Source organism: Nocardioides sp. (genome assembly GCF_035576065.1).
Classification (GTDB): Bacteria; Actinomycetota; Actinomycetes; order Propionibacteriales; family Nocardioidaceae; genus Nocardioides.
Genome location: NZ_DATLWX010000031.1, coordinates 109924 through 135332, shown reverse-complemented (window position 1 = coordinate 135332; position 25409 = coordinate 109924). Strand labels below are relative to the sequence as shown.

General features: G+C 69.4%; 26 protein-coding genes and 2 tRNA genes. 18 read left to right on the top strand and 10 right to left on the bottom strand.

Features of this window, described 5'->3' with window-relative positions; translation table 11 throughout:
- Nucleotides 1-6 precede the first annotated feature (6 nt).
- On the top strand, nt 7-189 hold the full coding sequence (locus tag VNJ48_RS15440) for a hypothetical protein (RefSeq protein ID WP_325603647.1): 183 nt from the start codon (nt 7-9) through the stop codon (nt 187-189).
- Between the two features lie 391 nt (nt 190-580).
- Here VNJ48_RS15440 and VNJ48_RS15435 read toward each other — a convergent pair whose 3' ends face one another.
- From VNJ48_RS15435 to VNJ48_RS15425, 3 genes are all read right to left on the bottom strand, one after another.
- Entirely contained in the window at nt 581-1069 is a 489-nt protein-coding gene (locus VNJ48_RS15435) for a MarR family winged helix-turn-helix transcriptional regulator (RefSeq protein ID WP_325603645.1), read from the bottom strand.
- A 134-nt stretch (nt 1070-1203) separates the two neighbouring features.
- A complete protein-coding gene (locus VNJ48_RS15430; protein WP_325603643.1) occupies nt 1204-2421 on the bottom strand; it encodes an acetyl-CoA C-acetyltransferase in 1218 nt (405 codons plus the stop codon).
- 114 nt (nt 2422-2535) lie between these two features.
- Nucleotides 2536-3144 carry a TetR/AcrR family transcriptional regulator gene (locus VNJ48_RS15425; protein WP_325603641.1) on the bottom strand — a complete coding sequence of 203 codons (609 nt, stop codon included), beginning with the start codon at nt 3142-3144 and terminating at the stop codon, nt 2536-2538.
- A gap of 117 nt (nt 3145-3261) precedes the next feature.
- On the opposite strand from VNJ48_RS15425, the gene VNJ48_RS15420 reads away from it, so the two are divergent.
- On the top strand, nt 3262-3441 hold the full coding sequence (locus tag VNJ48_RS15420; protein WP_325603639.1) for a hypothetical protein: 180 nt from the start codon (nt 3262-3264) through the stop codon (nt 3439-3441).
- 45 nt (nt 3442-3486) lie between these two features.
- Complete coding sequence (locus VNJ48_RS15415) at nt 3487-4353, top strand: thioesterase family protein (RefSeq protein ID WP_325603637.1); 867 nt, start codon at nt 3487-3489, stop codon at nt 4351-4353.
- A 4-nt stretch (nt 4354-4357) separates the two neighbouring features.
- On the opposite strand, the gene VNJ48_RS15410 is transcribed toward VNJ48_RS15415, so the two are convergent.
- On the bottom strand, nt 4358-4741 hold the full coding sequence (locus VNJ48_RS15410) for a globin (protein WP_325603636.1): 384 nt from the start codon (nt 4739-4741) through the stop codon (nt 4358-4360).
- Nucleotides 4742-4825: 84 nt separating this feature from the next.
- Here VNJ48_RS15410 and VNJ48_RS15405 point away from each other — a divergent pair, with 84 nt between their 5' ends.
- A complete protein-coding gene (locus VNJ48_RS15405) occupies nt 4826-5251 on the top strand; it encodes an OsmC family protein (RefSeq protein WP_325603634.1) in 426 nt (141 codons plus the stop codon).
- A gap of 12 nt (nt 5252-5263) precedes the next feature.
- Here the strand turns inward: VNJ48_RS15405 and VNJ48_RS15400 are convergent, their stop codons facing one another.
- On the bottom strand, nt 5264-6322 hold the full coding sequence (locus tag VNJ48_RS15400; RefSeq protein ID WP_325603632.1) for a mechanosensitive ion channel family protein: 1059 nt from the start codon (nt 6320-6322) through the stop codon (nt 5264-5266).
- Nucleotides 6323-6437: 115 nt separating this feature from the next.
- Here VNJ48_RS15400 and VNJ48_RS15395 point away from each other — a divergent pair, with 115 nt between their 5' ends.
- Complete coding sequence (locus tag VNJ48_RS15395) at nt 6438-6800, top strand: hypothetical protein (RefSeq protein ID WP_325603630.1); 363 nt, start codon at nt 6438-6440, stop codon at nt 6798-6800.
- Entirely contained in the window at nt 6787-7170 is a 384-nt protein-coding gene (locus VNJ48_RS15390) for a DUF5130 family protein (RefSeq protein ID WP_325603628.1), read from the top strand. The genes VNJ48_RS15395 and VNJ48_RS15390 overlap by 14 nt, the downstream gene beginning before the upstream one ends.
- Nucleotides 7171-7300: 130 nt before the next feature.
- Here the strand turns inward: VNJ48_RS15390 and pepN are convergent, their stop codons facing one another.
- Nucleotides 7301-9841: an aminopeptidase N gene (gene pepN / locus VNJ48_RS15385; protein ID WP_325603626.1), complete on the bottom strand. Its 2541-nt coding sequence runs from the start codon at nt 9839-9841 to the stop codon at nt 7301-7303.
- A gap of 60 nt (nt 9842-9901) precedes the next feature.
- Here pepN and VNJ48_RS15380 point away from each other — a divergent pair, with 60 nt between their 5' ends.
- Nucleotides 9902-10501, top strand: coding sequence for a DsbA family protein (locus VNJ48_RS15380; protein ID WP_325603624.1), 600 nt, complete (start codon nt 9902-9904; stop codon nt 10499-10501).
- Between the two features lie 57 nt (nt 10502-10558).
- Here the strand turns inward: VNJ48_RS15380 and VNJ48_RS15375 are convergent, their stop codons facing one another.
- Together VNJ48_RS15375 and VNJ48_RS15370 are read right to left on the bottom strand one after the other, a co-directional pair.
- Nucleotides 10559-11233, bottom strand: coding sequence for a GOLPH3/VPS74 family protein (locus VNJ48_RS15375; protein ID WP_325603622.1), 675 nt, complete (start codon nt 11231-11233; stop codon nt 10559-10561).
- 53 nt (nt 11234-11286) lie between these two features.
- Nucleotides 11287-11970, bottom strand: a complete 684-nt coding sequence (locus VNJ48_RS15370) for a GOLPH3/VPS74 family protein (RefSeq protein WP_325603620.1) — start codon at nt 11968-11970, stop codon at nt 11287-11289.
- A 58-nt stretch (nt 11971-12028) separates the two neighbouring features.
- On the opposite strand from VNJ48_RS15370, the gene metG reads away from it, so the two are divergent.
- The 11 genes from metG to VNJ48_RS15315 all read left to right on the top strand — a co-directional run bounded on the left by metG (nt 12029) and on the right by VNJ48_RS15315 (nt 22053).
- Nucleotides 12029-13843 carry a methionine--tRNA ligase gene (gene metG / locus VNJ48_RS15365; RefSeq protein WP_325603618.1) on the top strand — a complete coding sequence of 605 codons (1815 nt, stop codon included), beginning with the start codon at nt 12029-12031 and terminating at the stop codon, nt 13841-13843.
- Entirely contained in the window at nt 13836-14312 is a 477-nt protein-coding gene (locus tag VNJ48_RS15360) for a GNAT family N-acetyltransferase (RefSeq protein WP_325603616.1), read from the top strand. The genes metG and VNJ48_RS15360 overlap by 8 nt, the downstream gene beginning before the upstream one ends.
- A 54-nt stretch (nt 14313-14366) precedes the next feature.
- Nucleotides 14367-14948, top strand: a complete 582-nt coding sequence (locus tag VNJ48_RS15355; RefSeq protein WP_325603614.1) for a hypothetical protein — start codon at nt 14367-14369, stop codon at nt 14946-14948.
- A gap of 110 nt (nt 14949-15058) precedes the next feature.
- Nucleotides 15059-15925 (top strand): alpha/beta hydrolase, encoded by an 867-nt coding sequence (locus VNJ48_RS15350; protein WP_325603612.1) that lies wholly within the window; start codon nt 15059-15061, stop codon nt 15923-15925.
- Between the two features lie 137 nt (nt 15926-16062).
- Complete coding sequence (locus VNJ48_RS15345; RefSeq protein ID WP_325603610.1) at nt 16063-16584, top strand: ribose-5-phosphate isomerase; 522 nt, start codon at nt 16063-16065, stop codon at nt 16582-16584.
- A complete protein-coding gene (locus VNJ48_RS15340) occupies nt 16577-17419 on the top strand; it encodes an Fpg/Nei family DNA glycosylase (protein ID WP_325603608.1) in 843 nt (280 codons plus the stop codon). Before VNJ48_RS15345 ends, VNJ48_RS15340 begins: the two co-directional genes overlap by 8 nt.
- Nucleotides 17420-17543: 124 nt before the next feature.
- Nucleotides 17544-18542, top strand: coding sequence for a PP2C family protein-serine/threonine phosphatase (locus VNJ48_RS15335; protein ID WP_325603607.1), 999 nt, complete (start codon nt 17544-17546; stop codon nt 18540-18542).
- 105 nt (nt 18543-18647) lie between these two features.
- Nucleotides 18648-18721, top strand: a tRNA-Gly gene (locus VNJ48_RS15330).
- Between the two features lie 45 nt (nt 18722-18766).
- Nucleotides 18767-18839 (top strand) — tRNA-Pro (locus tag VNJ48_RS15325).
- A 57-nt stretch (nt 18840-18896) separates the two neighbouring features.
- A complete protein-coding gene (gene tig / locus VNJ48_RS15320; RefSeq protein WP_325603606.1) occupies nt 18897-20279 on the top strand; it encodes a trigger factor in 1383 nt (460 codons plus the stop codon).
- 37 nt (nt 20280-20316) lie between these two features.
- On the top strand, nt 20317-22053 hold the full coding sequence (locus tag VNJ48_RS15315; RefSeq protein ID WP_325603605.1) for a serine/threonine-protein kinase: 1737 nt from the start codon (nt 20317-20319) through the stop codon (nt 22051-22053).
- 7 nt (nt 22054-22060) lie between these two features.
- On the opposite strand, the gene VNJ48_RS15310 is transcribed toward VNJ48_RS15315, so the two are convergent.
- Together VNJ48_RS15310 and VNJ48_RS15305 are read right to left on the bottom strand one after the other, a co-directional pair.
- Nucleotides 22061-24253 carry a DUF3488 and transglutaminase-like domain-containing protein gene (locus VNJ48_RS15310; protein WP_325603603.1) on the bottom strand — a complete coding sequence of 731 codons (2193 nt, stop codon included), beginning with the start codon at nt 24251-24253 and terminating at the stop codon, nt 22061-22063.
- Nucleotides 24250-25407 (bottom strand): DUF58 domain-containing protein, encoded by a 1158-nt coding sequence (locus tag VNJ48_RS15305; protein ID WP_325603601.1) that lies wholly within the window; start codon nt 25405-25407, stop codon nt 24250-24252. The genes VNJ48_RS15310 and VNJ48_RS15305 overlap by 4 nt, the downstream gene beginning before the upstream one ends.
- Nucleotides 25408-25409: the final 2 nt, after the last annotated feature.

The following is a 25409-nucleotide window of genomic DNA, read 5'->3' as shown; positions in this document are numbered from 1 at the left end:
GTCCTCATGGCGTACGCCGCGGTGGAGACGCGCGGTCCGGTTCTGGTCGCCGGGCTTCTGGTCGGCGCTGCCTCCGTCGTCGTCCCGCTGATCAGCTGGCACCGCCACTGGTCTGACCGGACCTCTTGGCTGGGCATGATCCCGCTGCTCGCGAGCATCATTGCGGTGTTTGCCTGGGCGGCCGACTGAGGGTCGGGCCGGACGTCCGCGATGACGTCCGACGCTGCGGTGGTTGCATCCGTCGCCGAGCACCAACTGGCGGCGTACGACGCTCAGACCGCCGATTTGTCTGTCGTGCGCCGCCACTTGCGCCGGGCGGCTGTCGAAGGGGCCGCCGAGAGGTGGGTGAACCACCTTCGAGAATTGCGAAGGGTGGCTGTGCCACCGCCGGGGCCGTGTCAGCGTCGCCGAGCACCAACTGGCGGCGTACGACGCTCAGATGGTCGGCTTGCCTGTCGTGCGCCGCCAGTTGCGCCGGGCGACTACCGGAGGGTCCAGCCCAGAGGTGTGTGAGCCACATGGAGGACCGGGCGGAAGGTGGCTGTGCCACCGCCGGACGCCAGGCTCCGCCGGACGAGCGTCAGCGAATTTCCATCTCCGGGTGACCGGCGATCAGCTGGTCGGACACCGCGTCCATCACGCGGCCCACGGCCTCGAAGTCGGCCGGGTCGGCGACGTCGACCAGGTAGGAGCGCACGCCCTCCACATGGAGAGGGGCAGCTTCGGCCAGGAGCTCGAGGCCCTTGTCGGTCATCGTCGCGACGATGCCACGGCCGTCCTCGGGGGCGCTGCCGCGGACGACGTACCCGGCCTTCTCCATCCGGTCGATCGTGTGCGTGACCCGGCTGCGGGAGTGCGCGAGCGCGTCGGCGAGCTGGGCCATCCGGATGCTGCGCTCGGGCCGCTCGGAGAGGCGCACGAGGATCTCGTACTCGGTCAGGGAGATGTTGAAGCCGCGACGCAGGTCGTCGTCAAGACGATCCATCAGCAAGGTGGTGCCGATGACGAGCGCTCGCCATGAGTGCTGCTGCGCTCCTTCGAGCCAGCGCGGCTCCCGAGACTTGTCCATGTGCTGGTGTTCTCCTCTAGACGCGTCCGCCTGAAAGTCGCAGACGTGCTGAGTGAGGGTATCGACTCGGGCCGAGGAGCGCAGACGAACAGCGAAGCCGGGTGCTCGCTGTTCGCTGCGCCCCCGGCGGTCGATCAGCTCAGCCGCTCCATGATCAACGCCATCCCCTGGCCGCCGCCGACGCACATCGTGATCAGACCGGTCGTCTTGTCGTGCCAGTCGAGGGAGTTGAGCATCGTGTTCTGCAACCGGGCGCCGGTCATGCCGAACGGATGACCCACCGCGATCGCCCCGCCGTTGACGTTGAGCCGGTCGAGGTCGATGCCGAGCTCCTGGTAGGACGGCACGACCTGCGCTGCGAAAGCCTCGTTGATCTCGACGAGGTCGATGTCATCGATCGACATACCGGCGTGGGCGAGGGCGCGTCGGGTGGCCTCCACCGGACCCATGCCCATGATCTCGGGCGAGAGGCCGGAGACGCCGGTGGAGATGATGCGAGCAAGCGGCTTCAGGCCGAGCTCGGCGGCCTTCGTGTCCGACATGAGGACCACGGCCGCAGCACCGTCGTTGAGCGCGCAGCAGTTGCCGGCCGTCACCACGCCGTCGGGGCGGAAGACCGGCTGGAGCGAGGCGATCGCGTCGTAGGTGACGCCGGCGCGCGGGCCGTCGTCGGAGGAGACGACCGTGCCGTCCGGAGTCGTCACCGGGGTGATCTCGCGCGCCCAGAAGCCGTCGTTGATCGCCTTCTCGGCGAGGTTCTGGGAACGGACTGCGAACTCGTCGAGCTCCTTGCGGTCCAGGCCGTGCAGCTGGGCGACGTTCTCGGCCGTCTGGCCCATCGCGATGTAGGCGTCGGGAAGGGATCCGTCCTCGCGCGGGTCGTGCCAGGTCTGGCCGCCCCCGGCGAGCTTCTCCGTGCGGGCCTCGGCGTCGACGAACGCCTCGTTGCGGGTGCCGGGCAGGTGGTCCGAGGTGCCCTTCGCGAAGCGCGAGACAGTCTCCACGCCGGCCGAGATGAACACGTCGCCCTCGCCGGCCTTGATGGCGTGGAAGGCCATCCGGGTGGTCTGCACCGACGAGGCGCAGTAGCGCGTGATCGTCGCGCCGGGGACTTCGTCCATGTCGTTGAGCAGGTTGATGATCCGGCCCATGTTGTTGCCGCTCTCGCCGCCCGGGAGGCCGCAGCCGAGGTAGACGTCATCGACGGTCTTGCGGTCCAGGGCAGGGATCTTGTCCAGCGCCGTCTTGACGATGAAGGCACTCAGCTCGTCGGGGCGGAAGTCCTTGAGTGACCCCTTGTTGGCGCGGCCGATGGGGGAGCGGGCTGCGGAAACGATCACTGCCTCGGGCATGAGAACTCCGAATCACAAGAGGGGGGGCTGGATGCCCGAGCCACCCTAGTCCCAGGTCGAGACCGGTCCAATGCCACGTGCTGTGGCCTGCGTCATGGCCCCGTCATGGTCCCGTCATGGCCCGGGCCTGCCGCCGAGGAGGGATCCGAGCAGGAGATCGAGGCTGTTCGAGACCATGGCTGCCCGCTCTTCGGGGGGTTGGAGGAGAGCAGAGACGAGTACGCCGTCCACGGCAGCCACGACTGTTGCGGCGACGGCGCCGGAGTGGTCGTGCCCGCCACGCTCGAGGATGCCGTCGACGACCTCCGTCAGCCCTTGTCGCGACTCCGTCAGCCGCAGCGCCAGGTCGGGGTCGCGGGTCGCGGCCATCGTGAGCTCGAGCCTGGCCTTGCAGCGGTCGGACTGCTCGAGCCAGCGATGGATGGTGGTCGTGGTGGCCGTCACGGCGTGCTCCACGTCGCCCGGGCGCCGTTCGAGCTCGGCGGCCAGCTCTGCCACGTCCGCGGCGACGAATCCGACGACGTACTCCAGCAATGCCTGCTGCAGTGCGTCCCGGGAGCGGTAGTAGGCCGAGCTCGATCCCTCCGGCAGCCCGGCCTCCCGATCGATGGCGCGATGCGTGAGTCCCCGCCAACCCAGGTCCGCCAGGACGGTCACCGCCGCGTCCAGGATCTCGCGGCGGCGCGCGGAGAGCTCGTGCGGCACACAAGGGGAGTCGCTCATGGGTGCTGCCTTCCGGGCTGAGTGAGGCAGGACACTACCCATCCACTTGCCCCGGGGCCGATCCGCGGACTACCTTCTACACATGTAGAAGTTCTACATATGTAGAAAGGATGCGTCATGACCTTCGATCTGATCAACCTCAACTCCTTCGTCTTCGGCTTCGTCGTGCTCGCCGGTCTCGTCGTGCTGCTCGCCGTCGGCGCCCTGGCCGAGTCCCTGACCGTCCACCGCAGGGTGCGCCTCGCGCGTCAGGCCACGATTCCGGCCTACTACGGCAACCTGCTCGGCGCCCACTGATCTCCCGCTGACCCGGGGGTGGCGCTGTTCTGCGACGATCGCGGCGTGCGCCACCTCTATCAGTGCCCGATGCGCTGGGCCGACCTCGACCTGCTCGGACACGTGAACAACGTCGTCTACGTGGACTACCTGCAAGAGGCGCGCGTCGACATGATGCGCAGCCACGGTCCCGCCGTCCGGGGTGAGGACGACCAGGGACTCGTCGAGGGTGTCGTGGTCGTCCGCCACGAGGTCAGCTATCTGGCCCCGCTCACCTTCAGGTTCCGACCGATCAGCATCGAGTGCTGGGTGACCGAAATCCGTGCCGCCAGCTTCACTCTGGCCTACGAGATCTTCGACGAGACGCCCGAGGGGCGGGTCGTCCACCTGCGCGCGACGACCGTGCTGACGCCCTACGTCTTCTCCACCGAGCGCCCGCGCCGACTGACCCCCGACGAGAGGGCCGCCCTGGCGCCGTACCTCGAGGAGACGCCCTCCACGTCGGTGAGGATGGCGCCCATCGTCCCGTGGGAGCCCGGTCACTACCCGTTGCACGTGCGCTTCTCCGATGTGGACGTCTACGGCCACGTCAACAACGTGAAGTACTTCGAGTACTTCCAGGAGGCGCGGATCCCGCTGATGGAGCGGCTGGGTCGCAAGGTGGGTCGAGCCGACGGCATGCACGTGGTGGTCGCCCAGACCGACGTCGAGTACAAGGCGCCGATCCTCTTCCGGCTCGAGCCCTACGACGTGAACTCACGCATCACCTACGTCGGCACCAAGTCGTTCACGATCGAGTCGGAGATCCGGGACGGCGACGTCCTGTTGTCCCGAGCCCGGGTCGTCCTGGTGTTCTTCGACTCCGCCACCCAGCGATCGGTGAAGCCGCCGGCTGCCTACCGAGAGGCGATGCTCGCGGCGGCCCAGAGCTGAGAGGTCACTGCAGCGTGTTCACCATGAACTGCGCGGCATGGGTGACGTAGGCCCAGAACTTCGCGTCCTGCTCAGGAGTGAGGTCCGCCTGGTCCAGGCCCTCCCGGAAGTGGACCAGCCAGCGCTCGGCGGACTCGGGAGTGACGGCGAAGGGCCCGTGCCGCATGCGGAGCCGCGGGTGCCCCCTGGTGTCGCCGTAGGTCGTCGGGCCACCCCAGTACTGCATGAGGAACAGCGCGAAGCGATCCTCGGCCGGACCGAGGTCCTCCTCGAGATAGAGGGGGCGGAGCACGGGATCGTCGGCCACGCCCTCGTAGAACGTGTGCACGATCTGACGGATGGTCGCCTCGCCGCCGATCTCGTCGTAGAAGGTGCTCACGGCCTCCATTGTGTCCTGCGGTCGTAGCCAGCCCGTCACGAGGGCGTGGAAGACTCGGTCGCGACAGCAGTCCCATCCGCGCAAGGAGCATTCATGCCCACCACCCGCACCGCGACCACGCACTGGGAAGGCACCCTGTTCGAGGGCGCCGGCAAGGTCACCCTCGAGTCCTCCGGCCTCGGCACCTACGACGTGACGTGGCCCGCCCGCGCCGAGGAGCCCAACGGCAAGACCAGTCCTGAGGAACTCATCGCGGCGGCGCACTCGTCGTGCTTCTCGATGGCGTTCTCCAACGGCTTGGCCAAGAACGACACGCCCGCCACCTCGCTGGACACCACCGCCGAGGTGGAGCTCACGCCGGGCACCGGCATCACCGGCATCAAGCTCACCGTCCGCGGCGTCGTCGACGGCATCGAGAACGACACGTTCGTCGAGCTCGCCGAGGCGGCCAAGGCCGGTTGCCCGGTCTCGCAGGCGCTCAGCGCGGTCCCGATCACGCTGGACGCCGCGCTCGCCTGACGCGAGCAGCGCTCAGGTGGCCGGACCCTCGGCCTGAGCCGGACCCTTCGCGGCCGGCGCCGCCTCGATGTCCGTCTGGGGCGGCGCCGGTTCGGTCCCCTCGGTCCGTGTCCACACGACGCGCTGCGCGAAGGGCATCTCGATGCCCTCGGCGTCGAAACGGGCCTTGATGCGCTGCCGCATCTCCCGGGCCACCGCCCACTGCTCGAGCGGGGCGGTCTTCAGGGCGACCCGGAGCACGACCGCATCCGGAGTCAGGTCCTGCACACCCCATACCGACGGCTCCTCGATGACGCGCCCCTCGAAGTCAGGCTCCTCCCAGAGGTCGTGGGCGACGTCGGCAAGCACGCGTTGCACCCGGGCGATGTCCTCGCCGTAGGCGACGCTGATGTCGAGCACCGTGCGAGCCCAGTTCTGGCTCATGTTGCCGACGCGGAGGATCTCGCCGTTGCGGACGTACCAGACGGTGCCGTTGACGTCGCGCAGGCGGGTCACACGCAGGCTCACCGCCTCGACCGTCCCGGTGGCCTCGCCGAGGTCGACCTCGTCGCCGACGCCGTACTGGTCCTCGAAGATCATGAAGATGCCGGACAGGAAGTCCGAGACCAGGCTCTGGGCACCGAAGCCCAGGGCCACGCCGAGGATGCCGGCGCTGGCGACGACGGGCGCGATGTCGACACCGATCTCGCTCAACATCATCGTCACCACGATCGCCAGCACGATGCCGGTGACGATGCTCTTGAGCAGCGTGCCCATCGTCTGCGCGCGTTGCACGCGTCGGTCCGAGCCGGCCATCTCGCTGAGGTTGAGGGCGGCGCCGACCTTGCCGCCGGTGACGGCTCGGCTCAGCCGGTCGGGCAGCATCCCGATCTCGGCGCGCTTGACGATCCGATCGATCAGCCGGTGCAGGACCCAGCGGATCGTCAGTCCGAGGACCAGCAGCCCGATGAGCGCCAGCGGCTTGCCGACGAACCAGTCGGCGACGGTGGCGAGGCCCTGGTTGCCGGTCTCGGTCCAGACCCACTCACAGATGGATTCGTCTTCGGCGCAGGAGTCGGAGAGCGAAAGCATGCTCGCCAGTATGGCGACTGCGCAGGCGGGCTCCGGATGTGGGCGCCGCCACGGTGAGCCCGGCACGGGGGCACGGCCACCGCGGGCGGCAGAGGATGGCGATATCCTGTGTCCCGTGATCACCCACGCCACCTCCGCCCCTGCTCGGCACGCCGTGCGCGCCAGTCTCCCCACAGCCGCGCTGGGTCTGGCGTTCCTTGCTGGTCCCGCGCACGCGGACGCCGCCGAGGGCTGGGGCACCGTCCAGGAGATCGACACCCTGCAGGCACTCCTGCTGCTGGCGGGCGTGCCGATAATCCTCTTCGTGCTCATCACCGCTGCCGTCTATCTCCCCGCCATCGCCCGCGGTGAAGACGTCTCACCCGCGAACGAGGACGTCGAGGACCACTGGCTCGGCGGTCCGCGTCCGGGCACCAAGGAGCTCACCTCCGGCGACGCCGGACGCAGCGAGACAGGTGGAGCCCGTGGCAGCTGGTGAGCTCACCTCCCGCGACCGCGCCGAGCTCGACAAGGCGATCCGGGCGGCCGAGCAGACGTGCCGTTTCGAGTTCTCATTGTTCATCGGGAGCGCGCAGGGCGACTCGCGGGACCACGCCGAGCGCCTACACTCGGCCCTGGTGGCCCCTGACCGCAGCGTGCTCGTGCTGGTGGACCGCTCGGCACGGCTGATCGAGGTCGTCACCGGGACCGAGGTCCGCCGACACCTGACTGACCGCGAGGTCGAGCTGTCGGTGATCGCGATGCAGTCGGCCTTCGCCGCCGGTGACTTCGTGGGCGGGCTCAAGCGCGGGTTGTCGATGCTGGCCGAGCACGCCCGGCCGCAGAACACCCTGCATGCAGGCGTCTGAGCCTTCGCCGTACGCCGGGCGCGCACGATCCCGGCAGCTGTAACGCCGGGTTATTTCCTGTACCCACCCTGAAGTTTCAGAGTGGGTACAAGCAGTAACCCGGCGTTACAGCCGGAGGACCACGGCGGCTCTAGCCTGCGTCGCGCTCCTGGGCAGCGAGGGCTCGGGCGATGTCGTCGCGAGCCTCACCCACGAACCGGACGGCACCCTTGGGCGCGTTGTTGTCGGCGAGCCACTCGTCGAGGCGAGCCACCAGCTCGGGCGAGCCGAGGCTCAGCGGGAAGCCGTACTCGAGCACGATCACGGCCTTGTGGAAGCCCAGGGCGTCGATCACTGTCTCGGCCGCGTCGAGGTACTTCTCCACGTAGGGCGCCACGACCTCGTCCTGGTCGGACCGGAAGATCGACAGCACCATCTGGCTCGAGGTCTCGTTGGGGGTGGCCGGGTCGAGGATGGCTGACCACCCGGCGGCCTTGGCCTCGGCGGTCGGCTGCGCGACACGTGCCGCCGCCGCCTTCTCCTTGCCCTCGATCGTCTTGTCGCGGGCGAGCTCGGCGTCGACCTCGGCGTCACCGAAGCGACCCGCTCGCGCAAGGGCGGTGATCAGCGCCCACCGGAGGTCCTGGTCGACGGCCAGGCCCTCGAGGACGAACGATCCGTCCAGCATGGCGGCGAGCTCGTCGAGGGCGCCGTCACTCCTCGCCGCACCGAAGAAGGTGCGCGCGAAGGTCAACTGCTGGTCGCTGCCCGGCTCCGCGTCGAGCATGAGCTGCCGCATGCCTTGCTCCCACTCCGCCTTGAGGGCGTCGCGGCCGTCGGGGTGGCTGAACCGGTGGACGGCCGTGGCGGCCATGGCTGGGATCCTGGTGACGCCCCAGGAGTCGGTCTCGGAGCCGATGTTGGCGAGCACCAGGCGCACCCAGTCGGTGGCCGCCATCTCGGCGTCCCGGGTCATGTCCCACGCTGCCCCCCACACCAAGGCGCGAGCCAGTGAGTCCTCGACGCTGGACAGGGCGGCGATGACCGTCGCGAGCGAGCGCTCGTCCAGGCGGATCTTGGCGTAGGCGTGGTCCTCGTCGTTGAGGAGCAGGAGTGCCGGCTGGGACGTGCCCACGAGCTCGGAGACGTCGGTGGCAGCACCTTCGACATCGACCTCGAGGTATTCGCGGCGGACGAGGCGGCCGTCGACGTCGTCATACAGGCCGATGCCCAGGCGGTGGCGGCGCAGCGTCGGCCAGTCCGGGTGCGCGGTCTGGGCGATGGAGAACGACGCGTAGTTGCCGTCGTCGTCCAGCTCGAAGACGGGAGCCAGCGTGTTGACGCCCGCGGTCTGGAGCCACTCCTGAGCCCAGGAGTCCAGCTCGCGACCGGACGACTTCTCGAGCGCCGACAGCAGGTCGGAGAACTCCGTGTTGCCGAAGGCGTGGTCCTTGAAGTACTGCCGGATGCCGGTGACGAACGCGTCCAGACCGACCCACGCGACGAGCTGCTTGAGCACCGAGGCGCCCTTGGCGTAGGTGATCATGTCGAAGTTGACCTCGACGGCGCGCAGGTCGACGTTGTCCGCAGCGATCGGGTGCGTCGAGGGCAGCTGGTCGGCGCGGTAGCCGGTCTGCTTGCGAGCGTTGGCGAAGCCGGTCCAGGCCTCGGTGTATTCGGTCGCCTCGGCCTCGCACCAGTAGCACGCCCACTCGGCGAACGACTCGTTGAGCCAGAGGTCGTCCCACCACCTCATGGTCACCAGGTCGCCGAACCACATGTGCGCCATCTCGTGGGTGATGACGGAGGCGCGGAACTCGAAGAACGACCGGGACTGACGCGACCGGGGGAGGTATTCGTCGCGGAGCGTCACACAGGCGGCGTTCTCCATCGCGCCCATGTTGTATTCGGGCACGTAGAGCTGGTCGTACTTGTGGAACGGGTAGGGGTAGTCGAACTTCTCCTCGAAGAACTCGAAGCTCTGCTTGGTCAGCTCGACCAGCACGTCGGTGTCCATGTGCTCCGCAAGCGACTGGCGGCAGTAGTGGCCCAGCGGGATGGTGCCGTACTTGCCCTCGTACGTGTCGAGCACCTCGTGGTACTCGCCGGCCACGACGGCGGTGATGTAGGTGGACATCCGCTCGGTGACCGGGAAGTTCCACACGGACCTGCCGTCGCCGAGATCGGTCGGGGTGGGAGTGGGAGAGGTGGAGACGACTCGCCAGTGGCTCGGCGCGGTGACGTTGAACGTGAACACGGACTTGAGGTCGGGCTGCTCGAACGTCGTGAACACGCGGCGCGCGTCGGGCACCTCGAACTGGCTGTAGAGATAGACGCGGTCGTCGGCCGGGTCCACGAACCGGTGCAGTCCCTCGCCGGTGTTGGAGTAGGGGCAGTCGGCGCTCACGACCAGCACGTTGTCGGCCTGCAGGTCGTCGAGGGCGATCCGGCTGTCGGCATACACCTCGGCGACGTCGAGACTGCGACCGTTGAGGGTGATCTCGCGGACTTCTGCGCCGTCCAGGTCGGCGAACGTCGCGGCGCCGACCTCACGGCTCGTGAAGGCCAGGGTGGTGGTCGACCCGAAGGTCGTGTCACCCGTGGTGAGGTCGAGATCGACGGTGTAGGACGTGACGTCCAGCAGGGCGGCGCGCGTGGCTGCTTCGTCCCGCGTGAGATTGGTTCCAGGCATGCGGGGCATCCTGCCACCGGAGTGGGGAATAGTGACCGTCGGCGGGCACTTGAGGCAGTCATGGCCACTGCTGACTTCTGGTTCGACCCGCTCTGCCCGTTCGCCTGGATCACGTCGCGCTGGATCCGTGAGGTGGAGCAGGTCCGTGACATCGACGTGCAGTGGCACGTGATGTCCTTGGCCTACCTCAACAAGGACAAGGACATCCCGGACGACTATCGCGAGATGCTGGCCGGCAAGGAGAAGCCCGTGCGTGTCGCGATCAGGATCGCGCAGGAGCACGACAACGCCACGCTCGGCGAGTGGTACACCGCGATCGGCACGCGTCGTCACAACAACCAGGAGGAGCTCGACCGCGACATGGTCGCGGCGTCCCTCGCTGACGTCGGCCTCTCCGCGGACCTCATCGAGGCCTGGGACGACGAGTCGCTGGACGAGGCCGTGGCGAAGAGCCACCACGAGGGCATGGACGCCGTGGGCGACGACGTCGGCACGCCGACCATCCACATCAACGGCTCGGCGTTCTTCGGGCCGGTCATGTCGAAGATCCCGCGTGGGGAGGAAGCCGGGGAGATGTGGGACGGCGCTGTCGCGCTGGCCAAGTTCCCCTACTTCTACGAGCTCAAGCGCTCGCGCACCGGAGACCTCGACTTCAGCTGAAGGACACGCCGGCCCGGAGGACGTGGCCCGCGCCAGGAGTCCGCGTCCTCGTCGCAGTCACGGTGGAGGGATGCGGTCGTCATCGCTCATCTCGACCAAGCTCTTGACGGTCTCGGCCACCCGGTCGCCGGCGCGAATCTCCGCCGCTCGTCGCTGGATGTCGGTGTGCGTGAGGCCGCCCCCTGCGGCGCAGTACTGCGCCTGATCGATCGCGGAGAGCAGGGCGATCAGTGCCGAAGTGCGGTGGTCCGGGGTCTCGCCCAGCACCAGTGCGGCGTGGATCCGCTCGCGGATCTCGGCCTCGCGCGTGCGGTCAGCTGCCCGCCAGCGCGTGCGAGGGAACACCCCCAGGACCTTCACCTCGACCGGCTGGATCAACCCTTTCTGGTGGAGGCGCTCGAGCAGCGCATCGGTCGTCCACCTACCCATCGGGACGATGAGTTCCGACGGTTTGCGCGGATTGTCGTCGATGGCGGACAGTGCTCGGCTGAGCAACGGGTCGTCCGACACGGCACCGTGCACGCGAGTGACCTCCGCGGTGTTCCAACCCGGGCTCAGGATCCGTGTCCAGCCTGGTGGCGTGTCCCTGAACCGGACCAGCTCGGTCAGGGCAAGTTCACTGAGCAGCGCGCCTGCCAGCGCCATCCCGCGGTCACTGCCGGCGAAGGTAGACCGACCCGACTCGTCGTCCAGCAGCAGAAGCAGCAGGTCCTCGGCGATCAGGGTCTCCATGGACGCCACGCTAGTGCTGAATCGGCACCGCCCGGCCGCCTCGGCCGATCCGATCAGCTGCCGCCCGCAGCGGCTGCGGCCGTGGTGGCCACGATGGCCGCCGTCATCGCCCGCTGCGCTGCGACGACAGCGTCCTTGACGGCTGCTGCTGCCCAGTCGCCGTCGGCGATCTCCTGCGCGCGGCGCTTGACCTCCTTGGCAGGTACGTCGCCGCGCTCGACCACGTGGTGAGCATGATCGATGGCCGCCAGCAACGAGATCAGCGCGGAGGTCCGCTCGTCGGCCCGCAGCCCCCGGACGAGCGGACCCTCGAGCCTGCCGAGCAGGGCGTGCTCGTGCCCGCGATCGGCCGCGGGCCACGTGGTGCGCGGGAACAGGCCGAGGACCTTGCCCCTTGCGGCATGCACCAGTCCTCGCTCCACGAGGCGGTGCAGGAGCACCTCCTTGGTGCCCTTGCCCAAGCGAGTGACCAGGCTCTGGGGTCCCCGCGGCTTCTCCTCGATGATCGCAATCGCGTCGACCAGCAGGGGGTCGTCGGGCCGCGGACAGCCGACGACCGCGACCTTCGGCGTACTCCAGCGACTGGTCCTGTCGGCGACCTCGATGCGCTCGGCCAGCGCCAGCTCGATGAGGAGCGCACCCCCGAGCAGCGGCTGGATCTTGTCCGCGTGCGCCAGCGTGCCCTTCTCGTCGTCGAGCAGGAGCAGCAGCACGTCCTCCGCGATCAGGGTCTCCACGGACGCCACGCTAGCCACTGGTGAATCCGGGTGGCCAGCGCTCACTAGGATTCCCCGCATGACCCATGTCCTCTCCGCAGTTGCCTGGCCGTATGCCAACGGCCCGCGCCACATCGGCCACGTGGCCGGTTTCGGCGTGCCCTCCGACGTCTTCAGTCGGTTCATGCGGATGGCCGGTCACGACGTGCTCATGGTCTCGGGCACCGACGAGCACGGCACCCCGATCCTGGTCACGGCCGACAAGGAGGGCTTGAGCGCCAAGGACCTCGCGGACAAGAACAACGCGGTCATCGTCACCGACCTCGTCGACCTCGGCCTGTCCTACGACCTCTTCACCCGCACCACCACCGGCAACCACTACGGCGTCGTCCAGGAGATGTTCTCCACCGTCCTTCGCAACGGCTACATGGTCGAGCAGACCACGCAGTCCGCCATCAGCCCCTCCACGGGTCGCACCCTGCCCGACCGCTACATCGAGGGGACCTGTCCGATCTGCAAGTACGCCGACGCGCGGGGCGACCAGTGCGACAACTGCGGCAACCAGCTGGATGCGACCGACCTGATCGACCCCCGATCGAAGATCAACGGCGAGACGCCGAGCTTCGTGGACACCCAGCACTACTTCCTCGACCTGCCTGCGCTGGCCGAGGCCCTCGGTGGCTGGCTCGACGAGCGTGAGGCCTCCAGCACGTGGCGCCCCAACGTCATCAAGTTCAGCCAGAACATCCTCAAGGAGATCCGGCCGCGCGCGATGACGCGTGACATCGACTGGGGCATCCCGGTGCCGGGCTGGGAGGACCAGCCGACCAAGCGGCTCTACGTCTGGTTCGACGCGGTGGTCGGCTATCTGTCCGCCTCGATCGAGTGGGCGCGCCGCTCTGCTGAATCCGGGGGAGGCGACCCGGAGGCATGGCGAGCCTGGTGGAACGATCCCGAAGCCCTGTCCTACTACTTCATGGGCAAGGACAACATCGTCTTCCACTCGCAGATCTGGCCGGCCGAGCTGCTGGCGTACAACGGCCAGGGCGCCCGCGGCGGCACTCCCGGGGACTACGGCGTCCTCAACCTGCCTACTGAGGTGGTCTCCTCGGAATACCTGACGATGGGCGACCAGCAGTTCTCCACCTCGCGGGGTCACGTGATCTACGTGGGCGACTTCCTGGCGCGCTACGGCCCCGACGCCCTGCGCTACTACATCTGTGCGGCCGGGCCGGAGACGTCCGACGCCGCCTTCACCTGGGCCGACTTCGTGACCCGCAACAACTCCGAGCTGGTGGCGGGCTGGGGCAACCTCGTCAACCGCACGGCGACCATGATCGCCAAGAGCTTCGGGGAGATCCCGGCCGCCTCGGCCCTCGAACCCGTCGACGAGGCCGTGCTCGCCGCGGTGCGCGAGGGCTTCGACTCCGTGGGTGACCTGCTAGGCCGACACCGGCTGCGTGCCGCCACGAGCGAGGCGATGCGGATCGTCGGCGAGGTCAACAAATACGTCACCGTCACCGAGCCCTACAAGATGAAGGACGAGTCCCAGCGCGAGCGGCTCGCGACCGTCCTGCACGTCGCCGCGCAGTGCGTCGTCGACTGCAACGTCCTGTTGTCGCCGTTCCTGCCACACGCCGCCAACAAGGTGCACCTGATCCTGGGTGGTGAGGGTGAGCTGATGCCCATGCCGCTGGTCGACCACGTGCCCGAGCTCGACCCCGACAACGGCGCCGGCCTCACGTCCTACCCCGTCATCACCGGCGACTACACCGGGACACCTGGTTGGCAGTCGCGCCCGGTCACCGTGGGCGCCACGGTCGACAAGCCGACGCCGGTCTTCACCAAGCTCGACCCCTCGGTCGTCGACGAGGAGCTGGCGAGGCTTGGCTGAGGTCATCCTGCGGCCGGCCGCGTCGGACTCGCCCGAGTCCGGCCGGCTGCTGGCGGCATACGAAGCCGAGCTGGTCTCGCTCGGGGTGACGCTCAACCACGGGTGGATCGGGGGCGTGACGCCCGCGCAGCTCGTGCCCCCGCAGGGAGCATGGCTGGTCGGCTGGTGTTCGACCGAGCGCGGGGACGAGGCCGTCGCGTGCGGAGGTGTGCGCCTGCTCTCGCCCGACGTGTGCGAGATCAAGCGGATGTACGTCGACCCGTCGGCCCGCGGGGCAGGACTGGCCCGTCGGCTCCTCGGTGAGCTCGAGGACGCCGGGGTGGCCCTGGGGGCCCGGGTCGCCCGCCTGGACACCGGCCGTGACATGCAGCCGGCCATCGGTCTCTACCGGGCGACGGGGTATGTCGAGATCGACGACTACAACGGCAACCCCGACGCCGGCTGGTGGTTCGAGAAGCAGCTGCGGTGACGATCGTGGCCCGTCCGAACGCCGCGGCACGCGAACAGTGACTAGGCTCGCGCCGTGACCGACCAACCCGCTGCCCACATGCACGTCCCCTACTTCGTCGTGAAGCAGAAGCTGACGATGATGGTCAACCGCTACGAGATCTCCGAGTCGGACCAGTCCTTCAACCCGGTGCGCCTGTTGGCGCTCGCCGAGCAGAAGCGGATGGCCTTCAAGGAGCAGGTGACCTTCTACTCCGACACCGGCAAGTCGCGCGCGGTCTTCGGGTTCAAGGCCCGCAAGAAGCTCGACCTCAATGCGGGCTACGACATCACCGACGAGGGCGGCCAGCAGATCGGCTTCTTCAAGAAGGATTTCGGCGCCTCGCTGTTGCGCTCCACCTTCCACATCGAGGGAGCGGGCTTCGCCGGCACCGGCCAGGAACGCAACCAGCTGGTCGGGCTGCTGCGCCGGTTCACCGAGATTCCCATGCTGCCCATCCACTTCGACTTCGTCGACGCGCAGGGCCAGAAGCTGTTCTCGGTCGAGCGCCGGATGTCGATCGGCGACCGCTACAACGTGACGGTCGCGGACACCCGGGTCGACTTCCGCATCGCCGCCGCCGTCGCCGTCGGCCTCGACGCCTTGATGGCCCGCTGAGTCCTGCCTTCGGGGTCATCCCCCAGGTGTGCAGCCGACCTTCCGAGCGTTTCTGCTGTCCAGCGAGACCTCTGACAGCAGAATCGCTCGGGTCCGGCAGAATGATCGGCATGTATCCCGAGGTCCGCGCGTCCGTCGAGGCTGACACCCCGACGGACTTCCGAGCTGAGGGCTTCGACCTGGCAGCGCACCGGGAGAAGGTCAGGCGCTTCAACCTCAAGCAGTCCCGCGAGGAGGTGGCGAGCGCCACCGACGTCGACGCGGACGGGGTCCCGTGCCGGCTCTTCACTCCCGAGGACGCACGCGACGGTGTCGTCGTGCACGCCCACGGTGGCGGGTTCGTGCTCAACGACATCGACGTCCACGACGCTGTCTGCCGCCGACTGGCCAACCGGGTCCGGCGTCGGGTGCTCAGCGTCGGCTATCGCAAGCCGCCCGAGCACCCCTTCCCGGCGGCGACCGACGACCTCGACACGGTCGTCGGCTGGCTGCGGCGCGAGGGGCCGTCCGGGCCGTACGCCGCACACGGTGACTCAGCCGGCGCCAACCTCGCTCTGGTCGCGGCCCTGCGCAACCCAGGCTTCTTCGGCGCGGTCGTGCTCATCTACCCGTTCCTCGATCCGACGGCGAGCTTCGCGTCCTACACCGTCGGCCAGGAGAGCGGCTTCGAGCCGCGCGAGGCGCGCTGGTACTGGGAGCAGTACGCCGCCGAGGCGGACTGGACCCACCCGGACGTGGCGCCCCTCAACGCCACCAATTTCGACACACTGCCACCGACCTTCGTGGCCACCGCGGAGTTCGACCCGCTGCGTGACGAGGGCGAGGAGCTGGCCCGCCGGATCGTCGAGACGGGTGTGGAGACGGTGGCGATCAGGTGCCTGGGTCAGACCCACGGCTTCTGGCGGCACCCGCAGTTCGCGGCGGCCGAGCCCCTGCTGAGGCAGGGCGCAGCGTTCATCGACCAGCACCTGTCCTGACCCGCCTCCGCTGCTGACTGTTCCCCATGGGATGTCGGCGAACAGGCACTTCCCGTCGTCGATTGACCACGGGAAGTGCCCATTGACCGACATACCTTGGTGAAGCGGCGGGGGGCGCGCCCTGCAAGACTGGGGGAATGCGCGTACACCTCGGCTCCGACCACGCCGGCCTCGAGCTCAAGGACCACCTGATGAAGTGGCTGGTCGACCACGGCTACGAGCCGGTGGACCACGGACCCTTCGTCCACGACGCCGTCGACGACTATCCCGTCTTCTGCCTGCGCGCGGGAGAGGGAGTGGCCGGCGACCGTGCCGAGGGGCTGGACAGCCTCGGTGTCGTCATCGGCGGCTCCGGCAACGGCGAGCAGATGGCGGCCAACAAGGTCGAGGGCGTCCGGTGCGCGCTCGCCTGGTCTGAGGAGACCGCCGTGCTGGCGCGCGAGCACAACGATGCCAACGTCGTGTCCGTGGGTGGGCGCATGCACACGGTGGAGGACATGACCCGCTTCATCGAGGTCTTCCTCACCACGCCGTTCACCCACGACGAGCGGCATGTGCGTCGCATCGCCCAGATTGCGACGTACGACAAGAGCGGCGAGCTGCCGCCGCTTCCTGAGTCGGCGTTCCAGGGCACCGTCGAGGGCCCGGCAGGTGCCTGAGGGACACACCCTCAGTAGACTCGCCGACGATCTCGAAGCGGCCTTCGCGGGGCGGTTGGTCCACACCGGCAGCCCCCAGGGGAGGTTTGCCGCCGATGCCGCCGTGGTGGACGGCACCCGGCTGATCGGCGCCGACTCAGCGGGCAAGCATCTGTTCATCGAGTTCGAGCACGACCACCTCGTCCACGTCCACCTCGGTCTGATCGGCGCCTTCGACGTCCACCCGGCCGTCGATCAGGTCCCCCTTCCGGTGGGTCAGGTGCGGCTCCGCATCGTCACCGCAGAAGAGGATGCGTACGCCGACCTGCGCGGCGCCATCCAGTGCGAGCTGATCGGGCCGAGCCGCCGCGACGAGGTCCTGGCCCGCCTCGGGCCGGACCCGCTCCGCGACGACGCGGACCCGGAGCGGGCCTGGCGGCGGATCAAGGCCAGCCAACGGTCCATCGGTGAGCTGCTGATGGACCAGCAGGTGCTGGCCGGTGTCGGCAACGTCTATCGCGCCGAGGTGCTCTTCCGCCACCGCATCCATCCACTGCGACCCGGCCAGACGTTGCGAGTCAGTCAGTGGCGCGCCATGTGGACCGACCTCGTCGACCTGATGCGCCAAGGCGTGGTGCACAACCGGATCGACACCGTGAGGCCCGAGCACACCCCCGAGGCGATGGGTCGGCCAGCGCGCACGGACGACCATGGAGGCGAGGTCTACGTCTACCGGCGCACCACGGCGCCCTGCCTGGTCTGCGGCGCCCCGGTCCGAACTGGAGCGCTGGGGGGCAGGAACATCTTCTGGTGCCCGCGGTGCCAGCCGAGATTTCGCTCCCGCGCCGTAGGATGACCCGCAGCAGGGGCAGCAAAGCAGAATATGACAGCACGCCGGGGAGGGCGAGGTGGCATCGCCGGCATCACGCGGGAGAAGGCTCACGTCTGCGCTGCAGGGCGCCTTACTACGTGAGTCGCGCATGCTGACGGCCCTCGTCGTCCTGACGGGCGTCGCCGGCGTCTTGATCTGGCAGGCGCCCCAATACGTGCCGTTGACGTTGCTGGTCGTTCCGCTCGCGGTGGCCAACCTCGTCCTCGGGCCGCGTCAGCTGCCGCGGTTCGTGGTGCTGACATTGCTGGTCCTGACCCTGGTGGTCACGCAGCAACCTGAGTTCGATCCGCACACCGCGGTCGAGGCCGCGATCCTGTTCGGGCTGTGCGGCGGCGTCCTGCTCTCCAGCTTCCGGCGCTCACAACTGGGCGTCGCCGGGCTGCGCGGCGAGTCGATGCTCGTCGACCTGCGTGACCGGATCCTGCGGCAGGGCGGCATCCCCGAGCTGCCGTCCAACTGGTACGTCGAGAGCCAGCTGCGGTCCGCAGGGGGGACGCCCTTCGCGGGCGACTTCGTGGTGGCCGCCTGCAAGGGCGATCGGCTCGACGTGGCAGTGGTCGACGTATCGGGCAAGGGTGAGGCCGCGGGGACGCGTGCCCTGCTGCTCTCCGGGGCGCTCGGCGGACTGCTGGGCGCCCTGCCGCCCGAGCGCTTCCTGGAGTCGGCCAACGACTTCCTGGTGCGTCAGGACTGGGAAGAGGGCTTCGCCAGCGCGGTCCACCTCTCCCTCGACCTGGACACCGGGAGGTTCCAGATCCGGTCGGCGGGCCACCCGCCCGCGGCCCTCCGGGCTGCCGGATCGGGCCGGTGGTCGGTGATCCCGGCGGAGGGCCCGGTGCTGGGCCTGATCGACGAGGCGACGTACGACCCGGTCACGGGAGTCCTGCGCTCGGGGGACGCCTTGCTCCTCTACACCGATGGCATGGTGGAGACGCGGACCCGCGACATCGGCCTGGGCGTCGACAAGATGCTGGGGGAGGCCGAACGGCTGCTGAGGGGCGAGTACGTCGGCGGAGCGACCCGGATCATCGAGTCGATCGGGTCGCGCAAGGACGACCGGGCGCTGCTGCTGGTGCACCGTCGCTGAGGCTCGGTTGTGGCCGATCACGCCCGATGTGGCACCATGTTTCCGCATTGAGGCGTCGCGCCAGCGCCCCTGACCGGGGGTCCACGGGGCGGAGCCCCCGTGCGTGCGGATGTAGCTCAATGGTAGAGCTCCAGTCTTCCAAACTGATTACGCGGGTTCGATTCCCGTCATCCGCTCCAAGGGAGTCAGAAGCGCCCGATCTCGGGCACTCCTGACCCACTTGGCGGGGCGTAGCGTAGTGGCTAGCGCGCCTGCTTTGGGAGCAGGAGACCGCAGGTTCGAGTCCTGTCGCCCCGACTGACATGTGCAAACGCCCGCACCATCGGGCACCGAAGACAACAAAGGAGACCACCTGTGAAGAGCGCCGTCGAGAACTTGAGCCCGACCCGGGCCAAGCTGACCATCGAGGTGCCCTTCGAGGAGCTCAAGCCGAGCCTCGACAAGGCGTACAAGAAGATCGCGCAGCAGATCAACGTCCCCGGTTTCCGCCGCGGCAAGGTCCCGCCGGCCGTCATCGACCGTCAGGTCGGCCGCGGTGTCGTGCTCGACGAGGCGATCAACGAGATCGTCCCGCAGAAGTACGCCGAGGCCATGCAGGAGAACTCGCTCGAGCCGCTCGCACAGCCCGAGATCGAGGTCACCAAGTTCGAGGACAACACCGCCCTCGAGTTCACCGCAGAGGTCGACGTCAAGCCGGACTTCGAGCTTCCCGACTACTCCGCCCTCGAGGCGAAGGTCGAGGACGTCGAGGTCACCGACGCCGAGGTCGACGAGCAGGTCCAGGCGCTGCGGGAGCGCTTCGGCACCTTGGTCGACGTGGAGCGTGCGGCCGGCGAGGACGACTTCGTCACCATCGACCTGACCGCCATGCAGGACGGCGAGGCCATCGAGGGCGGCGACGTCAGCGGCATGTCCTACAAGGTCGGGCGCGGCGGCATGCTCGAGGGCCTCGACGAGGCCCTGGCGGGAATGAGTGCCGGCGACGAGAAGTCCTTCGCCTCCCAGCTCGTCGGTGGCGACCTGCTCGGCGAGGACGTCGAGGTGACGGTCAAGGTGACCGCTGTCCAGCAGCAGGAGCTCCCCGAGCTGGACGAGGAGTTCACCCAGATGGCCTCCGAGTTCGACACCGTGGACGAGCTGGTGGCCGACGTCAAGGAGCGCCTGGGTCGCGGCAAGCGCCTCGAGCAGGCCGCTGCCGCCCGCGACGCCGTGCTGGAGGCCCTCCTCGAGAAGGTCGCCGTCCCGCTGCCCGAGACGATGGTCACCGACGAGCTCAACGCGCGTCGCCAGAACGTCGAGCAGCAGCTGATGTACGCCGGCCTGACCATGGAGAAGTACCTCGAGGACGAGGGTCAGACCACCGAGGAGTTCGAGGCCGACCTGGATCGCCGCGTCCGCGACGCCGTCGCCGCGCAGTTCATCCTCGACGCAATCGCCAAGAAGGAAGAGATCGGCGTCGACCAGCAGGACCTGTCGACCCACCTCGTCCGACGTGCCCAGCAGTCCGGTCAGGATCCGCAGGAGTTCGCCAACCACATGTTCGAGCACAACCACATCCCCGACATGGTCCAGGAGATCCTGCGGGGCAAGGCGTTGGCGACCCTCGTTGAGTCGGCAGAAGTCACCGATGCCTCGGGCAACGTGGTGGAGCTCGCCAACCTGCGTCCGGACGGTACGATCGCCGAGCCTGCTGACGACACCACAGGCAGCGACACCGAGGTCGTCGAAGAGGACTGACACGGACAGGCAACGCAACGGGAGGCGGGGCAGCGACATGACGGGGGAGGGCTCGGGCCACGCCGCGTGGAAGCCGCCTGCGCCGACCGCCGCCGAGCCCGTCCGCGACACGTTGGACGGCTACTCCGACCTCCGCGAGATCGGGGTCGGTGGCGACTCGGTCGTCTATCGCGCGCGAGAGAACTCACTGGGTCGAGAAGTCGCGATCAAGGTCCTCAACGTCGCCGACGACGTGCGTGCCGCCCGCTTCGCCCGCGAGGTGGAGATCACCCTCGACCTGGGCCGTCAGCACCCCAACATCGTGACCGTGCTGGCGACGGGCATCACCGGGTCCGGCCGGCCGGCCATCGTCATGGAGTTCTATCCCGACGGCACCCTGCACGACCGGCTCAAGCAGCTCGGGCCGTTGCCGGTCGAGGAGGTCGTCCGGGTCGGCCTGGTGCTCGCGGATGCGTTGTCCTTCGCTCACGGTCGCGGCGTCCTCCACCGCGACGTGAAGCCCCAGAACGTGCTCGTCCTGCCCACCTCGTGGGTGCTGGCGGACTTCGGGATCGCCCGGCTGGCGGACTCCGAGCACACGAGCTCGGTCGAGACGTTCACCTATCGCCATGCGTCCCCGCAGGTCCTGGACGGACATGCGCCCACGGCCGCCGACGACGTCTGGTCGCTGGGCTCCACCCTCTACACCCTGGTGGACGGCCGGCCGCCGTTCGCGAGCGACGACCCCGACGAGGACTCCGCGCTGGCCTACCTGCGCCGTGTCCGCACCGAGGAGCACCGGCCGCTCGTCGCCCCGGGCGCCGAGGCGCTCGCGGAGCTCATCGGCCGCTGCCTGGCCAAGGACACGGCTGACCGCTGGTCCGCGGCCGGGGAGCTGCACGACGCGCTGCTCGGACTCCGTCATCGCGCCTGGGAGCCCGGGGGGAAACCCCCAGCCGCCCCGCCCACCCCGCAGCCGGCGGCACCCCGCGCCGAGCAACACCGCAGCGATGGTGCCCCCAGCGATGGTGCCCCCAGCGACCGGACAGGCCAGGGGTGGGCGCCCTCCGCGGGCTCGGACGAACGTCCACCCACGGACCGCACCAGCCCCCGCGAACAGCGTGACTCCGGCGCCCGGGCCCCCGTCGCCGAGGACTGGGAGGGTGCGCCCGCCCCAGTCGCGCTCTCGGCCGCCGCACACGTGCCGGCCGCCGCTTCCAAGGATGCCGAACCCACGGGGATGGGACTCCCGGAGGAGCACCGTGCCCAGCCGGGGGCCGTCGACCTGCCGTCAGTCGGCGAGGACGCCGCCGCGAGTCCCACCGGACGCCGCCGCCTGGTGATCGGACTGGGCGTGCTCGCGCTCGTCGTCGGTACGGCGCTGGGCGTGGCCGGCTCGGTCCTGCGCGACAAGGATTCGGAGCAGTCGCCGGCACCGGACGACGACAGGTTGGCGGGTCGGTCCATTCCCACGTTTACCGGGGAGCCCGAGGAGGACGACCCCACGCCCGATGTCGCCGACCCCGCCCTGAAGCCGGTGTTCACGGGCCTCACCTACAAGGACGGCAAGATCGTCGCCTCCTGGACGGACCCGAGCGACGGCGAGGCGACGTTCCACATGTCCCAGAGCACACCAGAGACCGCCCTCCTGAAGGCCTTCGAGTTCGGTCAGACCGAGACCGAGTTCGCCTACCTGCTCCCCCCACGGCGCTCCTGCTACGTCGTGGGCCTGATCATGCCCGACGGCGCGCTGGGCGTGTCCAAGCCACGCTGCCTGACCAACAAGTCCGGCTGACCCGCGCTCAGCGCCGAGCGAAGACCCGGGGGTCGAGCGACCACCACCATCGGCGCCACACCGGCAGCGTGCGGCGTACGGACTTGCGAAGCGTCACGAGGTCCGCGTCCCATGACGCCGCCCCGTCGGCCGGATCAGGCGAGAACGCTGCCCGTTCGGCGTGTACGGCGATCGGTGCCGTGGACGTGATCGCGAGCCGCGCGTCAGTGGCTGCCGCGACCTGGCTGGCCGACCAGTGACGGGGCGGCGCGTCGCCAGCGAGGTGGAGCGCGTCGAGCACCTCTGCCCAGGCTCCAGACGCACCCCGGCGGCGGTGCCGTCGCCGGCGAAGGGCGCGGGCGGCGGCGAGGACGAGTCCGGTGAGGAGGGCCAGTCCTCCGGCGCCGGCCACGAGCACCTGCCAGGTGAGGGTGCTCTCCGCCGTCGACCCTGCGACGGCTCCGTCCTCTGAGTCTCCCGACGCGGCGGAATCATCGGGGTTCATCTCGTCGTCGGCGCCGTCGTCCGGTGCTCGGGACTCCTGAGGGACGTCGCGGCGGAACGTGTCGTCGTCGGGCGTGGGGGAGAACGCCACCCAACCAAGATCTTGGAAGTAGACCTCGGGCCAGGCGAAGGCGTCGCCGCCGCGCACGATCCGGGTGCCGTCCGGCTGTTCGTCGCCCGGACGGAAACCGACGACGACGCGCGTCGGCAGGCCGTGGTAGCGGGCCAGCAGGGCGTACGCCGTCGCGAACTGCTCGGAGGTGCCCATCCGCGCGCCTGCATCTGTGCCACGCTTGCCGTAGAGGAAGGACTCGATCCGCCAGATCTGCGAGCCGGAGATGGCCTTGGCCGAGAGCTGGGCGCTTTCCTTGACGAGCTTCTCCAGGACCTTGGCGCGCTCGTAGGGCGTGGCCGCACCTGCGGCGGCCCCATCTGCGAACTGCGCAAGCTTCTCCGGCAACGGTGGCAGCGAGACGTAGCGCGAGACCGTTTCCGGTGCTGGCACGGCGGCTGTGGTCAAGGCTTCTGGGAGGGGGACGTCCACGCGACCGGTGACGTCGTAGGTCAGGTCGTCGGTGGGGCTGGAGTCGGGATCGGTGGGGTCCGCGCCCATCGCCGGATCAATCGCCTCGGCCGTGGCCAGGAACGCCGTGCCGGTGTCGTTGTCGACAACTGCTCGGCTCTCGGAGATGGCGGTCGGCCAGCCGGGGGTGGGCAGCCAGTTGCCGCCCAGCTCGGTGAGGTGGACCCGGAGGCTGACGGTGCGGGTGCGCAGCCCGCCCGGCAGGACCCGCTCCGCGTCGGTCGATCCGAGCGGCGCGTAGCTCGTCGGCGCGGTCCAGTGTGTGCCGTCGTAGCTGTCCAGGGTCACGAGTCGCAACGGCACGGCCGGCCCGCTGACCTCGAAGAGCGGCTCGTCGGGACTTGCCTGCCACGCGCCGAGCTGGGGCATCGGGCTGCTGGCCACGACGGTGACCACCGGCGGGTCGACGACGTCGCGCGGCTGGAAGGGGCTGCCCGCCGGCAACAAGGACGCGGCGACCACGATCCCCAGACCGGCCACCGCGAGCGGAGCGGCGACAGCGATCCGGTGGGACGTCGGCTCCCGGTGCTCGTCGAGGAGGACCCAACCCAGGACCGACGCGGCCAGCATCAACGCCGCCACGACCCCCCACCTGTCTCCGGCGCCGACGGTGAGCAGCGCGCCTGCGACATACAGAGTGCTCGCGCCCAGCACCGGTGCGACCCGGTGCGACGAGGCCAGTCGCAGCGCGACGAGCACCGAGACGAGTCCCGTCAAGGTGAGTGGTGCGACCAGCAGGTCGGCGCGGACCGGATAGGGGCGGGGCGTGGTGAGGAGGCGGGGAACCGCGTCGCGGACCGTGTCGGCGAAGGAGGTCTCCGCCCGCGCGGCCATGAGGTAGGAGAGGAGGAGAAGCAGCAGCACGACCACCCCGGCCCCGGCCCAGGGTGAGATGCCAGCGCGCAGCACGAGGCGCACGATCAGGAGCGGGAGCACCGCCGCCACCGTCAGGGCGAGGGCGGGGACCCAGCCCGACCACGCGGTCGCCAACGAGAGCGAACCGATGACCAGCAGCGCTGCCGCCCAGACACCCACCGCCAGTGAGGGGCCGGGGGCGGCAACGGGGTTGGCGACGGGGTTGGCGACCGGGAGGCCCTGGGCCGGCGGCCTCGCCTGGGTCAGCTGGGTCGTCATCGGGCCACCGCCGTGTCCCAGAGCCGGGCCAGATCGATCGAGCTGCGCCCGCGCAGCACGAGCACGCCGGCCTCGCGTCCGGCTGCGATCGTGGGCTGAGGGTCGACGACGCACACGACGGTGTCCTCCGCCCCTTCGAGGTGTCGAGCAAGGTCGCGTACGTCGCCCGCGTGACCGGTCACGGCCACGAGCACGTCGAGGTCGCGGCGACCGAGGTTGCCGATCCGGTCGTCGTCGGTGGTGTCGATCTCGGTCAACAACCAGTCGATGTCGCGGGCCTCACGCCGGGGCAGCCGGCTGGCCGAACCCGGCACCACGATCTCGTCGCGGCCGCTGAGTGAGCGGAACCGGACCGGGTGCCCGCCCTCGACCGAGATGCGGCACAGCGCAGCCGCCAGCTCGACGGCCTCCTCGAAGTCGTCGGCGCGATCGAGATAGCTGGCGGACCGATCGTCGAGGACGACGCAGACGTGCGGCTCGGCCGGGTCGGCGTCCTCGCGCACCATCAGCGTGCCGGTGCGTGCGGACGTGGCCCAGTGCAGGCGGCGCAGGTCGTCGCCCATCGTGTATTCGTGGAGACCGACGAGGTCGGTGCCGCCGAGCTCCGCGCTGTCGTCGCCGCCCATCAGTGCCCGGCGATGCCCCCTCGCCATCGAGGTCAGCGGCACGATCCGAGGCAGGACCCGGACCGAGACCACGTCGCCGACCTCGCTCGCTCGAGCGGCCATCCCCGCCAGGGACGAGCGCCGCACGTGGACCGGGCCGACGACGAGGACGCCGCGTCGGCGGGTCGGAATCGGATAGCTGACTTCGGCAGCACCCGGGCGTCGTGCGGGTAGGTCTATCGGGACCAGCTCACCGTCGACCTGTTCGGCCACGTCGGCACGCATCAAGCCCTGGCGTCTGCGACCGGAGAGCGTGAGGTGTCCCTCGCAGGGGCCCTGTCGCACCACGACGAGTGGCGAGACCGTGCGGTGTATGGCGAGGTCACGGCTGGTCAGGACCGCGATGAGCTCCACCGTCACGAGCGCGACCAGGACCAGGCCCAGTGCCCCGACGACGGGATAGCTCCAGCTGAGGCCGGCAGAAGTCAGCGCCAGGGCGAGGGCGCCGACCCAGCGACCACGGACGGTCAGCGTCTGCCAGACAGTCATGG

Excerpts from the sequence above, each read along its gene's own strand:
- VNJ48_RS15345 (WP_325603610.1), top strand. The coding sequence starts at position 16,063 with ATGCGCGTACACCTCGGCTCCGACCACGCCGGCCTCGAGCTCAAGGAC.
- VNJ48_RS15310 (WP_325603603.1), bottom strand. The coding sequence starts at position 24,253 with ATGACGACCCAGCTGACCCAGGCGAGGCCGCCGGCCCAGGGCCTCCCG.
- VNJ48_RS15435 (WP_325603645.1), bottom strand. The coding sequence starts at position 1,069 with ATGGACAAGTCTCGGGAGCCGCGCTGGCTCGAAGGAGCGCAGCAGCAC.
- VNJ48_RS15400 (WP_325603632.1), bottom strand. The coding sequence starts at position 6,322 with ATGCTTTCGCTCTCCGACTCCTGCGCCGAAGACGAATCCATCTGTGAG.
- VNJ48_RS15425 (WP_325603641.1), bottom strand. The coding sequence starts at position 3,144 with ATGAGCGACTCCCCTTGTGTGCCGCACGAGCTCTCCGCGCGCCGCCGC.
- VNJ48_RS15350 (WP_325603612.1), top strand. The coding sequence starts at position 15,059 with ATGTATCCCGAGGTCCGCGCGTCCGTCGAGGCTGACACCCCGACGGAC.
- VNJ48_RS15315 (WP_325603605.1), top strand. The coding sequence starts at position 20,317 with ATGACGGGGGAGGGCTCGGGCCACGCCGCGTGGAAGCCGCCTGCGCCG.
- VNJ48_RS15335 (WP_325603607.1), top strand. The coding sequence starts at position 17,544 with ATGCTGACGGCCCTCGTCGTCCTGACGGGCGTCGCCGGCGTCTTGATC.
- VNJ48_RS15410 (WP_325603636.1), bottom strand. The coding sequence starts at position 4,741 with ATGGAGGCCGTGAGCACCTTCTACGACGAGATCGGCGGCGAGGCGACC.
- VNJ48_RS15305 (WP_325603601.1), bottom strand. The coding sequence starts at position 25,407 with ATGACTGTCTGGCAGACGCTGACCGTCCGTGGTCGCTGGGTCGGCGCC.
- VNJ48_RS15375 (WP_325603622.1), bottom strand. The coding sequence starts at position 11,233 with ATGGAGACCCTGATCGCCGAGGACCTGCTGCTTCTGCTGCTGGACGAC.
- metG (WP_325603618.1), top strand. The coding sequence starts at position 12,029 with ATGACCCATGTCCTCTCCGCAGTTGCCTGGCCGTATGCCAACGGCCCG.
- VNJ48_RS15420 (WP_325603639.1), top strand. The coding sequence starts at position 3,262 with ATGACCTTCGATCTGATCAACCTCAACTCCTTCGTCTTCGGCTTCGTC.
- VNJ48_RS15405 (WP_325603634.1), top strand. The coding sequence starts at position 4,826 with ATGCCCACCACCCGCACCGCGACCACGCACTGGGAAGGCACCCTGTTC.
- VNJ48_RS15440 (WP_325603647.1), top strand. The coding sequence starts at position 7 with ATGGCGTACGCCGCGGTGGAGACGCGCGGTCCGGTTCTGGTCGCCGGG.
- VNJ48_RS15430 (WP_325603643.1), bottom strand. The coding sequence starts at position 2,421 with ATGCCCGAGGCAGTGATCGTTTCCGCAGCCCGCTCCCCCATCGGCCGC.
- VNJ48_RS15380 (WP_325603624.1), top strand. The coding sequence starts at position 9,902 with ATGGCCACTGCTGACTTCTGGTTCGACCCGCTCTGCCCGTTCGCCTGG.
- pepN (WP_325603626.1), bottom strand. The coding sequence starts at position 9,841 with ATGCCTGGAACCAATCTCACGCGGGACGAAGCAGCCACGCGCGCCGCC.